This is a genomic window from Streptomyces sp. NPDC029216 (assembly GCF_040648015.1).
GTDB lineage: Bacteria > Actinomycetota > Actinomycetes > Streptomycetales > Streptomycetaceae > Streptomyces.
Map to the genome: position 1 here is coordinate 14,686 of NZ_JBEZWL010000100.1, position 12,487 is coordinate 27,172.

Here is a 12,487-nt window from a genome sequence, read left to right on the forward strand (position 1 = left end):
CCTCATGCAAAGACGACCGCTCGCACTGGTACTCGACGTCCTGCTCATGCTGGTGGGTGCCCTGCTGGGGATCGCGACCAACTACGCCACCAACGTGGAGGGCGAGGTGCCGCTCCCGCTGCGGCTGCTGCGCCAGTGGTCGATACCCCTCGTCGGGATCGGGCTCCTCGCCCTGGTCGGCGGCCAGCTGTGGCTGCGCTGGCTGGAGCGTCGGCCGGTGGCCGTGCAGGTGGCGTGGACGGCCGGACAGCCCCCGTACCCCGGGCTGGAGGCCTTCGGGGAGGAGGACGCGGCCGTGTTCTTCGGGCGGGAACGGGAGACCGCCGCCCTCGTGGCCCGGCTGCACCCGGCGGCGCCCGCCCGGGCCCACCGGTTCGTGACCGTGGTCGGGCCCTCCGGTTCCGGCAAGTCCTCGCTGGTCCGGGCCGGGCTGCTGCCCGCACTGACCGGGCGCCGCTCGCGCTGGACGGCGTACCCGGCGATCACCCCCGGCACCGACCCGGTGGGCGCGCTGCGGCGGGCCCTGGACGGCGCCCCGGCGGACGGGCGGCCCCGGGTGCTGGTGGTGGACCAGCTGGAGGAGCTGCTGACGCTGTCGGGGCCGCGCGAGCGGGCCGCCTTCGCCGCGGCGGTACGGGAGGAGCTGGCACGGCAGCCGCGGCTGTGGCTGGTGGGCACCCTGCGCTCGGACTTCCTGACCGGGTTCCTGGAGGCCGAACTGGCCCCCCTCGTCAGGGATCCGGTGGTGATCGGCGCGCTGGAGCGGGAGGCGCTGCACGAGGTCGTGGCCCGGCCGGGCGCGGCCGCCGGGGTCTCCTTCGAGGCGGGCCTGGTGTCCCGGATCGTCGACGACTGCGGGGGCGGCGACGCCCTGCCGCTCCTCGCCTACACCCTCCAGGAGCTGTACCGGCTGGCGGGCGGACCCGGTTCGGTGATCGGGTACGGGCACTACCGTGAGGCCGGCGGGGTCGCGGGGGCGCTGGTCGGACAGGCCGACCGGATCCGCGCCGAGCTGCTGGGCCCCGGCGGGGACGGCGGCACCGCACCGGACCCGGTCGTGCGGATGCTGCTGCGGCTGGTCACCGTCCAGGGCGAGGAGCCCACCCGCCGGCGCGTCGCCCGGACCGAACTGACGCCCACGGAAAGGGAGATGGCCGACGCCTTCGTCGCGGGCCGGCTGCTGACCTCCGACGCCGGGGTCCTCGACCTGGCCCACGAGGCGCTGTTGCGCCGGTGGCCGCCCCTGCGGCGGGCCGTCGAGGAGCACGTCGAGCAGCTGAGGCGGCGCGGAGAGTGGGAACGCTGGGCGCAGGAATGGGAGTTCGCGGGCCGGGGCGAGGCCTTCCTGCTGACCGGGGAACGGCTGGCGGCGGCCCGTGCCTGGCAGGCGCAGGCCCCCGCCGGGCTGGAGGTGTCGGCGCTGGTCGCGGAGTACGTGGAGCGCAGCGCCCTGGCCGACGGCGCGGCCCGGGCGCGGACGGCGGACGCGGTGGCGGCCCGGGTGCTGGAGAGCCGCGAGCCGGAGACGGCCATCGCGGTCGCCCACGCGGCGGTCACCGAGTGGGCGCCGACCCCGGCCGCGCTCCAGGCGCTGCGCACGGCGCTGGACGGCTCCCTGCTGCGGGCGGTGCGCGGGGACTTCGGCGCGGAGGTGACCGGCGCGGCCTGGTCCCCCGACGGGTCGCGGCTCGCGGCCTGTTCGGCGGACGGACGGCTGCGGATCTGGCGGGCGGACGCCCTGGAGGAGGGCCCGGACGGGGGCCGGGGGGAGCCGGTGGTGCTCGACGTGCCGGGCGAGTGGCCCCGTACGGTGGCCTGGTCGCCCGACGGCGCCCTGCTGGCCTGCGCCACCCGGGACGCCCGGCTGACCGTCTGGGACTCCGCCTCCGGGCGTACGGTGGCCGCCCTGCGGCAGTCCGGCGCCGCGGGCGGGCCCCGCGGCGGGCTCGCCGCGCCGGCGTTCTCCCCGGACGGCCGCCGACTGGTGTCGGCCGGGGCGGGCGGGGAGCTGCGGCTGTGGGACACCGCCTCGTTCACCCCGGCCGGCGCCCTCCGGGCCCCTGCCGGGACGCTGGGGAGCGCGGCCTGGTCGCCCGACGGCAGCCGGATCGCCGCCGCCGGTTCGGACGGCGCCGTGTGGATCTGGCCGGCGGCCGGCGGCGGGCCCGTGCCGGCCGGAGCCGCGCACGCTGACGCGGTGACGGCCCTGGCCTGGTCGCCCGACGGCGCCCGGCTGGCCTACGCCTCCGCCGACCGTACGGTGGTGGTCCGGGACGCGGCCACGGGCCGGGCCGTGCGGGGCCTGTCGAGCATGGACCGGATCGACTGCCTGGCCTGGTCCCCGGACGGGGCCCGGCTCGCCGCCGGCGACCGGCACCGCAACGTCCGGATCTGGGACCTGGGCGCCGACGCCGCGGGCGACGGGGAGTCCTCGGCCCTGTGGCTCACCGGGCACCTGGACACGGTGCACGCGGTCTCCTGGTCGCCCGACGGGCGCCGGCTGGCCACCGCCTCGCGGGACCGGACCCTGGCCCTCTGGGACACGGCCGCGCCGCCGAACGTGCTGCGCGGGCACACCGATTCGGTGTGGCAGCTCTCCTGGTCGCCGGACGGGGGCCGGGTGGCCAGCGCCTCGGAGGACGGGACCGTACGGCTGTGGCGGGCCCCGGAGTTCGGGCCGCCGCGGGTGCTGGCGACGGGTCAGTGCGGGGACCTCGCCTGGTCGTCGGACGGGTCGCGGCTCGCGGTGGGCCGCCGGGACGGCAGGGCGGCGCTGTGGCTGCGCGACGGGACCCCCTCGGCCGAACTGCCGGACGGGCACGGGGCGGAGGTGTCGGCGGTGTGCTGGTCCCCGGACGGCACCCGGCTGGCGACGGCCGCGCGCGACGGCCTCGTCATCGTCCGGGACGTGGCCGGCGGGGAGCCTTCACGGGTGCTGCGCGGGCACGGGGACTGGGTCACGGGGGCCGACTGGTCGCCGGACGGCAGGCTGCTGGCGACCTGCGGAACGGACAGGACCGTGATCGTCTGGGACGCGGGGACGGGTGAGCGGCTGCGGACCCTGGAGGGGCACGGGGACCAGGTGTGGGAGGTGGCCTGGTCGCCGGACGGGCGCCGGCTGGCGACCGGGTCGCGGGACCGCACCGTCCGCCTGTGGGACTGGGACCCCGACGGGCCCGCCGGGGCCGCGGCCGCCGTGCTGACCGGGCACGACGACCGGGTCCAGTCCGTCGCCTGGTCCCCGGACGGCACCCGGCTGGCCTCCGTCTCCCGGGACCGGACGCTGCGGCTGTGGGACCCGGTGGCGGCCGGGCCCGTGGCCGTCGTCGGACTGCACGCCGACTGGATCAACGGGCTGGCCTGGTCCCCCGACGGCGGCCGGATCGCCACGTCCTCCCGCGACCGCACGGTCCGCCTGTGGACCCCCGCCGCCCCGGACTCCGCCGGGCCGCTGCTGCGGCTGGCGGCGGGACGCGTCCTGCACCCCCCGACCCCGGAACAGCGCCGCGCCCACCAGCTGCCGCCGCGGCAGCCGGCGCCACGGCCACGCGGGTGAAGTGCGCCCCGGCCCCGGTTCCCGGCCGGGCGGAGGTCCGTTGGAGAGGCGTGAACTCCCCCATAAACACGATGCACGGCCCCCTCATCCGGTCCTCGCTCGGCGGCGGGGTCCTCTCCGTCAGCCTGGCCGGAGAGTTCGACCACTACAGCTGCCTCCCCCTGCGGGCCCTCCTCGACGAGGGGGCCGCGCTCGGCGCCCGCCGCCTCGTCCTCGACGCGGCCCTCGTCACCTTCTGCGACTCCGCCCTGGCGCACGTCCTGGACCGGTGGGCCGGTGGCGGCCGCTCCTGGGAACTCGCCTCCGACTCGCGGCCGGTCCGGCTCCTGCTGGACCTCTGGGCCCGGGTGGGGCGGCGGCAGGGTGGCGGGGCTTCCTCCTGCGGACGCCGACCGGATGCGCAGGCGTGGGCGTCACTTCCGCGGTCCGGGTGTCGTTAGGGGCTCGGGGCTCATTCGGGGGACGAAGGGATGGCGTGAATGCGGCAGTTTCCGCTGGAGATGCACCATGTGGCGCCGGGGCGTCTGGTCGAGTGGCGTTTGCGCTCCACGACCGCTCCGGGCGCGGCGGACCGGAGGGCTTCGTTCAACCAGGACAAGCACTTCACCGTCGCCGAGGAGAGCCGGGCGGACGGCGACCGGGTCGCGTCCTGGGTGGCCGTCACCTTCGAGGTCGAGGGCCCGCTCGACGAACCGGTGCTGGCGCGGGCCCTGCTCGGCTTCGTCCAGCGGCACGAGGTGCTGCGGTGCGAGTTCCTGCGGCTGGCCGGGGAGGTGTCCTGCGCTCCCCTCCCGGCGGACGAACTCGCCCTGGTGGCCGAGGACGTGGCCGCGCACGGCTCGGCCGAGCGGCTGGGGGCGTTCCTCTCGGAGCGGTTCCAGCGGAGCATCGACACCCTGTCCTGGCCGCTGTTCGTGATGGGCGCGGTGGTGCGCCCCGACTCCGCGACCGTGTACCTGGCGTTCGACCACATCGTCTGCGACGGCATGTCGATGCCGGTCGTCGCCCACCAGGTGCTGACCTCCTACGAGGCCCTGCTGCGCGGCGAGGAGCCCGTGCTGCCGGCGGCGCCCAGCTATCTCGACTTCGCCGACGAGCAGCGCCGCCGCTACCTCTCCATCGGCGCCGACGACGAACGCCTGGGCTACTGGCGGTCGTTCATCGAGCGCAACGGGGAGTTCTTCCCCCGCTTCCCGCTGGACCTGGGCGTCGAACCGGGCCGGATGTACCCGATCGTGAACGAGGCCTCCTGGCTGCTTGACGCCGCCGAGGCCGAGGTCTTCGAGAAGGTGTGCCGGGAGGCCGGTGCGAAGCCGTTCATGGGTCTGCTGGCCTCCGTCGCCGTATGCCTGCGGGAGGCTGGCGGGCCGGGGGCGTACCGGGGGTTCATGCCGGTCAGCGAGCGCGGCCGGGAGACGTGGACCAACTCGGTGGGCTGGTTCGTCAACACCCTGCCGATCGAGTTCGACGCCTCCCCCGGCAAGGACTTCGCCCAGGTGGTGGCCGGGGTGCGGGAGGGGTTCCGGGAGATGATGCGGCACCTGGACGTGCCGTTCGTCAGGGCCTGGGAGCTGCTGGCCCCGGAGGAGTTCGCCCTGCGCTCCTGGCCGCACGCGGTGAACTTCTTCTCGTACATCGACATGCGCCGGTGCCCGGGCGCCGAGCGCCACGAGGAGTGGCGGCCGACCACGCACGTGTGGTCGGCGACGGGCAACGGGACGTGTTCGTGGTTCCAGCGGGACGCGGACGGGCTGCACATGAACTCCCTGTACGTGGACACCCCCGCCGCGCGGCGCACGATGGACGACTTCCAGGAGGCGCTGCGGCGGACGGTGCAGTGCGTCGCCCGCACGGGCGGCTTCCGCCGGCCGGTCGGGCTGACGTCCCCGCGGCGCCCCGAGCCCGACCGGCGGGCGCGGCAGGCCGGGGTCAGGGGCTGACGCCGGGGAGGGCGGCGGCTCGGCCCAGCAGCAGGTCCCGTTCGCGGGCGTTGCGGGTGAGGGAGGCCGCCCTCTCGAACTCGGCCCGGGCCTCCCGCCCGCGCCCGAGCCGCTCCAGCAGGTCCCCCCGTACGCTCGGCAGCAGGTGGTAGGAGCGCAGGGCGGGCTCCCGGGCGAGGGCGTCGACCAGCGGCAGGGCGGCCTCGGGGCCCTCGGCCATGGAGACGGCGACGGCCCGGTTGAGCTCCACCACCGGGGAGGGGAGCAGGCGGACGAGGCGTCCGTAGAGGGTGGCGATGGCCGTCCAGTCGGTGTCCTCGTAGCGGACGGCCGCCGCGTGGCAGCCGGCGATGGCGGCCTGCAGGGAGTAGGGGCCGGTGCCGGCGCGCCGGAGGGCGTCGACCCCGCGCCGGATGAGGAGCCGGTTCCAGCGGGACCGGTTCTGGTCGGCGAGCAGGACCGGTTCGCCGTCGGGGCCGGTGCGGGCGGCGGTGCGGGAGGCCTGGAACTCCAGCAGGGCCGCGAGCCCGTGCGCCTCGGGCTCGTCCGGCATCAGGGCGGCCAGCTGCCGGGCCAGGCGCAGGGCGTCCTCGCAGAGGGCGGGGCGGACGAGGTCGTCGCCGGCGGTGGCCGCGTAGCCCTCGTTGAAGATCAGGTAGATGACCTCCAGGACGGAGGCGAGGCGCTGCTCGCGGTCGTCGCCGTACGGGACCTCGAAGGGCACCCCGGCCTTGGCCAGGGTCCGTTTGGCGCGGACGACGCGCTGGGCGACGGTGGGCTCGGAGGACAGGAAGGCGCGGGCGATCTCCTGGGTGGTGAGCCCGCCCACGAGACGCAGGGTGAGGGCGATCCGGGCGTCGGTGGAGAGGACCGGATGGCAGGCGGTGAACACCAGCCGCAGCAGGTCGTCGTCGATGTCGTCCGGGTCGGCGGGCTCGTCGGGCGGCGGTACGTCCTCCAGGGCGCGGCCGACCTCGGCGAGCTTGCGGGCGTACGTCTCCTTGCGGCGTACGAGGTCGACGGCCCGGTGCCTGGCGGTGGCCATGAGCCAGGCGCCGGGCCGGTCGGGGATCCCGGAGGCGGGCCACTGTTCGAGGGCGGCCACCAGGGCGTCCTGGGCGAGTTCCTCGGCGATGCCGACGTCCCGCACGATGCGGGTGACGCCGGCGATGATCCGCGCGGACTCCATCCTGAACACCGTCTCGACCGCCCGGGCCGTGGTCACTGCCGTCACGGCCACCCATCAGAGCAGCCGTGGCCCGGCGGGGCAAACGCGGCGCGGGAGGGGGCCGGGGTCACCTCCCGCGGGCGGGGGTCACATCTCCTGGATCTCGCGGACCTCGGCGCCGACGTGCCAGGACGTCGGGTGGGTCTCCAGGAACCGCTTGGTCCACTCCAGGGCTTCGGCCTTGTCCTTGCACTGGAGGAGGGCGTACCCGCCGACGACCTCCTTGGTCTCGGTGAAGGGGCCGTCGGTGAAGCTGATCTTCCCTCCGGACCAGTCGAGGCGGGTGCCCTGGGCGGTGGGGAGCAGTCCGGCCGTGTCGAGCATGACCCCGGCCTTGGTGACCTCCTCCAGGAGGGCGCCCATGCGCTGCTCGAACTCCGGGGGGAAGTTCTCCGGGGGCAGGTCCTGCTCGTCGATGCGGATGAGCGTCAGGAAGCGCGGCATGGTGACTCCTCGGTCGGGAGGGCGGGGGCTTTCCCCGCCGCTCACCCCTGCGTCGAACGGGGAGGGCCCGGATCGACGGCTCCCGGAGAATTCTTCGAGGAATTTTCCGGACGGGCCACCGGACCGGCCGCCGGAGCTGCCGTCCGGCGCGCGCACCGCACCTGCGTCAGGAGCACCAGAAGAACATCGTGTCCTGGTTGCGGCGCCGGTCCTCGTCCGCCGAGGCCCATTCCTCGGCCTCGAAGCGGATCGCCTTGAGGAAGGCCTCGGCGGTCTCCCGGACCTCCGGGGCCACCCGGTCCAGCACGGCCTCGTGCGCGGCGACGAACTCGGCGGCCAGCCCGGTCGGGAAGGTCCCCATCCAGGGGGTGGTGTCCCCGGCGGAGGGCAGCCGCACCGGCGGGCCGGACATCAGGATCTGCGAGATGGCCAGCCGGGCCGGGACCCCGGCGCGGGACAGCTCCTCGTCGACCGTCCAGAGCCAGGACTGGCGCCGCCAGTCCCCGAGGTCGTGGGTGTCGGAGAAGTACGAGGAGATCAGGGCGTGCAGGGCGTAGTGGTAGCCGGAGCCCTCGCTCGCGCTGACGGTGCCGTCGAGGAGCTCCTCCAGGGCCCGGGCCACGGAGACGTCCAGGTCGATGCCCTGGCCGTGCAGGCGCGCGTCCACGGCCCGGCACTTCTCGCGGACGATGCCGAGCATCCGCTCCTGCTCGGGCGTGCGCTCCACGGCGGTGAGCAGCCGCATCGCTTCGCGCATGCTGCCGGTACTCATGACTAGGTGACCCACGGTCACTTCCTTCCCCAGGCGATGCTTCATGATCTCCGAACCGGGCCCTTCCGGCGAAACCGGCGGGCTGCGCACCTACCGGCTGTCCCCCGACCAGTCCCAGCGGTCCGGGTCCGCCGCGCGGCGGCGGTAGTGGGCGCGGCCGCCCGGGCCGTAGCGGCCTATCTCGGTGGGCAGGCGGGCTTCCTCGGCCAGCCGGCCGGGGCTCCAGCCGGTGACGTCGAGGAGCAGCCCGTCGAGGGGGCCGCCGACGAGCTCGCCGTAGGCGTGGCCGGGGCGCGGGCCCGGGTCGGGGTCGTCGTGGTCGGCGCCGTAGACCCTGCGGCGCGGCGTGCTGAGGTCCATGCGCCCAGGATCACAGGCACCACTGACAACGGGCCCGGCATGATCCGAAAGACACGGCCTAGGCTGGCGGTGAGCACAGGTACGAGCCGAGGAGAGCACCGCCCATGAGCCGTCGGGTACACCGGCCCCTGGAGGACCAGGAATTCGACTTCGTCGCCGGCATGGCGCAGGGGACCCCCGTGCTCGCCTACTTCACCGGCACCTGGCCGAAGGCCGTCGAGGCCTGCCGGGCGATGGACGCCGTCGTCGCGGAGCTGGCAGAGGAGTACGGCGCCCGGCTGACGGCCGTCCGCACGGACATCACCCGCTGCCCGGCCACCACCCGCCGCTACGGGGTGACGGGCGCCCCGACCGTGGTCCTGCTGCGTTCGGGCGAGGCAGTGGCGACCCATGCCGGGCCGATGACCCCGGCGCAGCTGCGGGGCCTGCTGGACGCGGCGGGGCTGTAGCGGTGGGTGAACTCGGGCAGGCTGGCCGAAAGTGACGTAGGTGGGATAGGTGCCTTAGGCATGTAATGGAGTCCGGCGAGACGGAACCATCCCTTGCGAGGTGTTGTTCTCCATGTCCGAATCCCTGTCCGAATCCCTGTCCGAGTCCCTGTCCGGGGCCGTCGCCGGCGCCACGCCCGACGCCCTTGCCTTCCCGCAGGACCGCACCTGCCCCTACCACCCGCCGGCCGCCTACCAGCCCCTGCGGGACGAGCGGCCGCTGACCCGGGTCACCCTCTTCGACGGCCGCTCCGTATGGGTGGTCACCGGCCACGCCGAGGCGCGGGCCCTGCTCGCCGACGGGCGGCTGTCCACCGACCGGATGAACGAGGCCTTCCCCATCCCCACCCGCCGGTTCCAGGGACTGCGCAGGGAGCGGACCGCGCTGCTCGGGGTGGACGATCCCGAGCACAACAGGCAGCGCCGGATGCTGATCCCGAGCTTCTCGGTCAAGCGGGCCGCGGCCCTGCGGCCGCGGATCCAGGAGACCGTGGACGGACTGATCGACGCGATGGTGGCCGGGGGCTCGCGGGCCGAGCTGGTCAGCGCGTTCGCGCTGCCGGTGCCGTCCATGGTGATCTGCGCGCTGCTCGGCGTCCCGTACGAGGACCACGAGTTCTTCGAGGCGCAGTCGCGGCGGCTGCTGCGCGGCCCCGGACTCGCCGACGTCGACGACGCCCGTACGCAGCTGCACGCCTACCTCAGGGCCCTGATCCTGCGCAAGCGCGCCGATCCGGCCGAGGGCCTGCTGGACGAGCTGATCGCGACCCGGCTGGAGAAGGGCGAGACCGACGTCGAGGAGCTCGTCTCGCTCGCGGCGATCCTGCTGATCGCCGGGCACGAGACCACCGCCAACATGATCTCCCTGGGCACCTTCACCCTGCTGCGGCACCCCGAGCAGCTGGCCGAGCTGCGGGCCGACCCCTCGCTGCTGTCGGGGGCCGTGGAGGAGCTGATGCGGTTCCTGTCCATCGCCGACGTGATGCTGCGGGTGGCCACGGAGGACATCGAGGTCGGCGGGGTCACGATCCGGCCGGACGACGGGGTGCTCTTCTCCACCTCCGTGGTCAACCGCGACGACGCCGTGTTCCAGGACCCCGACGTGCTGGACTGGCACCGGCCGGCCAACCGCCACCTGGCCTTCGGCTTCGGCATCCACCAGTGCCTGGGCCAGAACCTGGCCCGCGCCGAGATGGAGATCGCGCTGGGCACGCTCTTCGGCCGGCTGCCCGGGCTGCGCCTGGCCGCCGACCCCGGCACGATCCCGTTCAAGCCCGGGGACACCGTGCAGGGCATGATCGAACTGCCGGTGGCGTGGTGAGCCGCGTGCGGATCTCCGTGGACCGGGACGTCTGCATCGGCGCCGGACAGTGCGTGCTGGCCGCGCCCCAGGTCTTCACCCAGGACGACGAGGGGCTCAGCGAGGTGCTCCCCGGGCGCGAGGACGGCCACGGCAGTGCGATGGTCCGGGAGGCCGCCCGCGCCTGCCCGGTCTCCGCGATCACCGTGCGGGAGCGGTCCCAGGTGCGGGAGTGACGAGGCGGCCCCCGCCGGCAGGCCGGCGGGGGCCGCGGTCACGCACGGCGCGCGTGGAGAGGTGTCAGAGGGGCCGCACCATTTCCGCCTGGGGCCCCTTGGCCCCCTGGCTGACCTCGTACTCGACCTGGGCGTTCTCGTCCAGCGACTTGTAGCCCGTCCCCTGAATGGCGGAGAAGTGCACGAACACGTCGGGGCCGCCGCCGTCCTGCTGGATGAACCCGAACCCCTTTTCCGCGTTGAACCACTTCACGGTGCCAGTTGCCATCGGTACTGATCCTTACTCAACGTTCCGCTCGGGCCGCTGCGCGGCCGTCTCGATACTGCCCACCCGTCCCGCACGCCACACTCCGGGCGCAGCCAACCGGGGGCGTATCGAACATCCGGCCGAGGTCCCGGGCCCGCGGAACCGCCCCGGTGGCGGCCCGCTGGTAAAATGGGCGGAAGACTTCAGGCGCGGGGCGCTTTCGCCCGGTGCGGACGCGTACGACGAGCCGGGGACCGTACCGAGGGGTACGGACCCCGGCTCGTCGCCGTTCAGGACCCCGTTCCCCTCCGCGCTCTGTTCACCTCACGGAAGGTTCTGCATGAAGAACCCGTCAGCTCACGGGCGTTTCGGCATCAAGGCCGCGACGTCGGCAGGCTCCCGGCACAAGGGCGGGGCCGGCTCCGGCAAGGCCCCGCGGACCCTGGGACCGCAGGGCGAGTTCGCCATGCCGCGGACGGCCACCCCGGCCCTGCCCCCGGTGGCCTCGTTCGACGAACTGGGGCTGCCCCCCGAGCTGGTGAGGACCCTGGCGGACCAGGAGGTGCGGGAGCCGTTCCCGATCCAGGCGGCCACCCTGCCCAACTCCCTCGCGGGCCGCGACATCCTCGGCCGGGGCCGCACCGGCTCCGGCAAGACCCTGGCCTTCGGCCTGGCCCTGCTGGCCCGCACAGCCGGCCGGCAGGCGGACCCGAAGCGGCCGCTCGCGCTGGTCCTCGTACCGACGCGCGAGCTGGCGCAGCAGGTGACCGAGGCGCTGGCCCCGTACGCGCAGGCACTGCGGCTGCGCACGGCCACCGTCGTCGGCGGGCTGTCCATCGGCCGCCAGACCGGGGCGCTGCGCACCGGGGCCGAGATCGTGGTGGCCACCCCGGGCCGCCTGAGCGACCTGGTCAAGCGGCGTGACGTGCACCTGGAGCGGGTGCGGATCACGGTGCTGGACGAGGCGGACCAGATGTGCGACATGGGGTTCATGCCGCAGGTCACCGAGATCCTCGACCAGGTGCACCACGAGGGCCAGCACATGCTGTTCTCGGCCACCCTGGACCGCAACGTCGACCAGCTCGTGCGCCGCTACCTGAAGGACCCGGTCTCGCACTCCGTCGACCCGCAGTCGGCCTCGGTGGGCACGATGGACCACCACGTGCTGCACATCCACGCGGCGGACAAGGTCTCGGCGGCGACCGAGATCGCCGCGCGCGAGGGCCGGGTGATCATGTTCCTGGACACCAAGCACGGCGTCGACCAGTTCGTGAAGCACCTGCGGGCCATGGGCGTCCGGGCGGAGGGCCTGCACAGCGGGAAGTCCCAGCCGCAGCGCACGAAGACCCTCGGGCAGTTCAAGGACGGCCTGCTCACGGTACTGGTGGCGACCAACGTCGCCGCGCGCGGCATCCACATCGACGACCTCGACCTCGTGGTCAACGTGGACCCGCCGGCCGACAGCAAGGACTACCTGCACCGCGGCGGGCGCACCGCCCGCGCGGGCGAGTCCGGCAAGGTCGTCACCCTGGTCACCCCCAACCAGCGGCGCGACATGGTCCGCCTGATGGCCGACGCGAAGATCCGGCCCACCATCACGCAGGTGCGCTCGGGCGAGGCGGCGCTGAGCCGGATCACCGGCGCGCGCAAGCCCTCCGGGGTGCCGCTGTCCGGGGCCCTGCCGACCGACGCGAAGGGCCGGCCGAGCGGTACGGAGCTGGGCTTCCGCGGCCTCGGCACCCGTCCGGGCCGGTCCGGCAAGGGTAAGGAGTCCCGCCGGACGATCGAGGCGCGCCAGGCCGCCGAGGCCCGCCGCGCCGTTGTGGGAGCGGGTGGGGCGGGAGCCGTCCGGCAACCCGTTCAACTCCCTGGTGCAGCTGGAGTACGAGAACGGCATCCCGCGCAACCCGTTCATC

Annotated in this window: 11 protein-coding genes and 2 pseudogenes; 8 read left to right on the forward strand and 5 right to left on the reverse strand. The window is 74.7% G+C overall.

Translation table 11 applies throughout. The annotated features are described in order from the left end of the window. The first annotated feature begins 4 nt into the window (after positions 1 to 4). Genes AB0F18_RS28075 through AB0F18_RS28085 form a run of 3 tightly spaced genes read left to right on the forward strand, consistent with a single transcriptional unit; the run spans position 5 to position 5,496 of the window. The gene (locus AB0F18_RS28075; protein WP_362065589.1) at positions 5 to 3,556 is read left to right on the forward strand and encodes an AAA family ATPase; all 3,552 of its coding nucleotides are present in this window, start codon (positions 5 to 7) and stop codon (positions 3,554 to 3,556) included. Between the two features lie 50 nt (positions 3,557 to 3,606). Continuing rightward, a complete protein-coding gene (locus tag AB0F18_RS28080) occupies positions 3,607 to 3,996 on the forward strand; it encodes an STAS domain-containing protein (RefSeq protein ID WP_362065592.1) in 390 nt (129 codons plus the stop codon). A 39-nt stretch (positions 3,997 to 4,035) separates the two neighbouring features. Continuing rightward, positions 4,036 to 5,496 carry a condensation domain-containing protein gene (locus AB0F18_RS28085; protein WP_362065595.1) on the forward strand — a complete coding sequence of 487 codons (1,461 nt, stop codon included), beginning with the start codon at positions 4,036 to 4,038 and terminating at the stop codon, positions 5,494 to 5,496. Here AB0F18_RS28085 and AB0F18_RS28090 read toward each other — a convergent pair. From AB0F18_RS28090 to AB0F18_RS28105, 4 genes are all read right to left on the reverse strand, one after another. After that, positions 5,486 to 6,721, reverse strand: coding sequence for an RNA polymerase sigma factor (locus AB0F18_RS28090; protein WP_362065622.1), 1,236 nt, complete (start codon positions 6,719 to 6,721; stop codon positions 5,486 to 5,488). The genes AB0F18_RS28085 and AB0F18_RS28090 overlap by 11 nt on opposite strands. A gap of 90 nt (positions 6,722 to 6,811) precedes the next feature. Then, positions 6,812 to 7,168: a YciI family protein gene (locus AB0F18_RS28095; protein ID WP_362065598.1), complete on the reverse strand. Its 357-nt coding sequence runs from the start codon at positions 7,166 to 7,168 to the stop codon at positions 6,812 to 6,814. A 166-nt stretch (positions 7,169 to 7,334) separates the two neighbouring features. Next, the gene (locus AB0F18_RS28100) at positions 7,335 to 7,940 is read right to left on the reverse strand and encodes a hypothetical protein (RefSeq protein WP_362065601.1); all 606 of its coding nucleotides are present in this window, start codon (positions 7,938 to 7,940) and stop codon (positions 7,335 to 7,337) included. Positions 7,941 to 8,030: 90 nt separating this feature from the next. Beyond that, positions 8,031 to 8,300, reverse strand: a complete 270-nt coding sequence (locus AB0F18_RS28105; protein WP_362065604.1) for a hypothetical protein — start codon at positions 8,298 to 8,300, stop codon at positions 8,031 to 8,033. 104 nt (positions 8,301 to 8,404) lie between these two features. Here AB0F18_RS28105 and AB0F18_RS28110 point away from each other — a divergent pair, with 104 nt between their 5' ends. From AB0F18_RS28110 to AB0F18_RS28120, 3 genes are all read left to right on the forward strand, one after another. Next, entirely contained in the window at positions 8,405 to 8,749 is a 345-nt protein-coding gene (locus AB0F18_RS28110) for a thioredoxin family protein (protein ID WP_362065607.1), read from the forward strand. Positions 8,750 to 8,861: 112 nt separating this feature from the next. Then, positions 8,862 to 10,109 (forward strand): cytochrome P450, encoded by a 1,248-nt coding sequence (locus AB0F18_RS28115; RefSeq protein ID WP_362065610.1) that lies wholly within the window; start codon positions 8,862 to 8,864, stop codon positions 10,107 to 10,109. A gap of 5 nt (positions 10,110 to 10,114) precedes the next feature. Beyond that, positions 10,115 to 10,324, forward strand: a complete 210-nt coding sequence (locus AB0F18_RS28120) for a ferredoxin (protein WP_362065613.1) — start codon at positions 10,115 to 10,117, stop codon at positions 10,322 to 10,324. Between the two features lie 64 nt (positions 10,325 to 10,388). On the opposite strand, the gene AB0F18_RS28125 is transcribed toward AB0F18_RS28120, so the two are convergent. Then, positions 10,389 to 10,592: a cold-shock protein gene (locus tag AB0F18_RS28125; RefSeq protein WP_362065616.1), complete on the reverse strand. Its 204-nt coding sequence runs from the start codon at positions 10,590 to 10,592 to the stop codon at positions 10,389 to 10,391. A gap of 445 nt (positions 10,593 to 11,037) precedes the next feature. On the opposite strand from AB0F18_RS28125, the pseudogene AB0F18_RS28130 reads away from it, so the two are divergent. Together AB0F18_RS28130 and AB0F18_RS28135 are read left to right on the forward strand one after the other, a co-directional pair. Next, a pseudogene (locus tag AB0F18_RS28130) lies at positions 11,038 to 12,390 on the forward strand (DEAD/DEAH box helicase); the annotation flags it as partial. A 1-nt stretch (position 12,391) separates the two neighbouring features. Next, a pseudogene (locus AB0F18_RS28135) lies at positions 12,392 to 12,487 on the forward strand (glutaminase); the annotation flags it as partial.

Excerpts from the sequence above, each read along its gene's own strand:
- AB0F18_RS28075 (WP_362065589.1), top strand. The coding sequence starts at position 5 with ATGCAAAGACGACCGCTCGCACTGGTACTCGACGTCCTGCTCATGCTG.
- AB0F18_RS28085 (WP_362065595.1), top strand. The coding sequence starts at position 4,036 with ATGCGGCAGTTTCCGCTGGAGATGCACCATGTGGCGCCGGGGCGTCTG.
- AB0F18_RS28095 (WP_362065598.1), bottom strand. The coding sequence starts at position 7,168 with ATGCCGCGCTTCCTGACGCTCATCCGCATCGACGAGCAGGACCTGCCC.
- AB0F18_RS28100 (WP_362065601.1), bottom strand. The coding sequence starts at position 7,940 with ATGAGTACCGGCAGCATGCGCGAAGCGATGCGGCTGCTCACCGCCGTG.
- AB0F18_RS28105 (WP_362065604.1), bottom strand. The coding sequence starts at position 8,300 with ATGGACCTCAGCACGCCGCGCCGCAGGGTCTACGGCGCCGACCACGAC.
- AB0F18_RS28110 (WP_362065607.1), top strand. The coding sequence starts at position 8,405 with ATGAGCCGTCGGGTACACCGGCCCCTGGAGGACCAGGAATTCGACTTC.
- AB0F18_RS28115 (WP_362065610.1), top strand. The coding sequence starts at position 8,862 with ATGTCCGAATCCCTGTCCGAATCCCTGTCCGAGTCCCTGTCCGGGGCC.
- AB0F18_RS28125 (WP_362065616.1), bottom strand. The coding sequence starts at position 10,592 with ATGGCAACTGGCACCGTGAAGTGGTTCAACGCGGAAAAGGGGTTCGGG.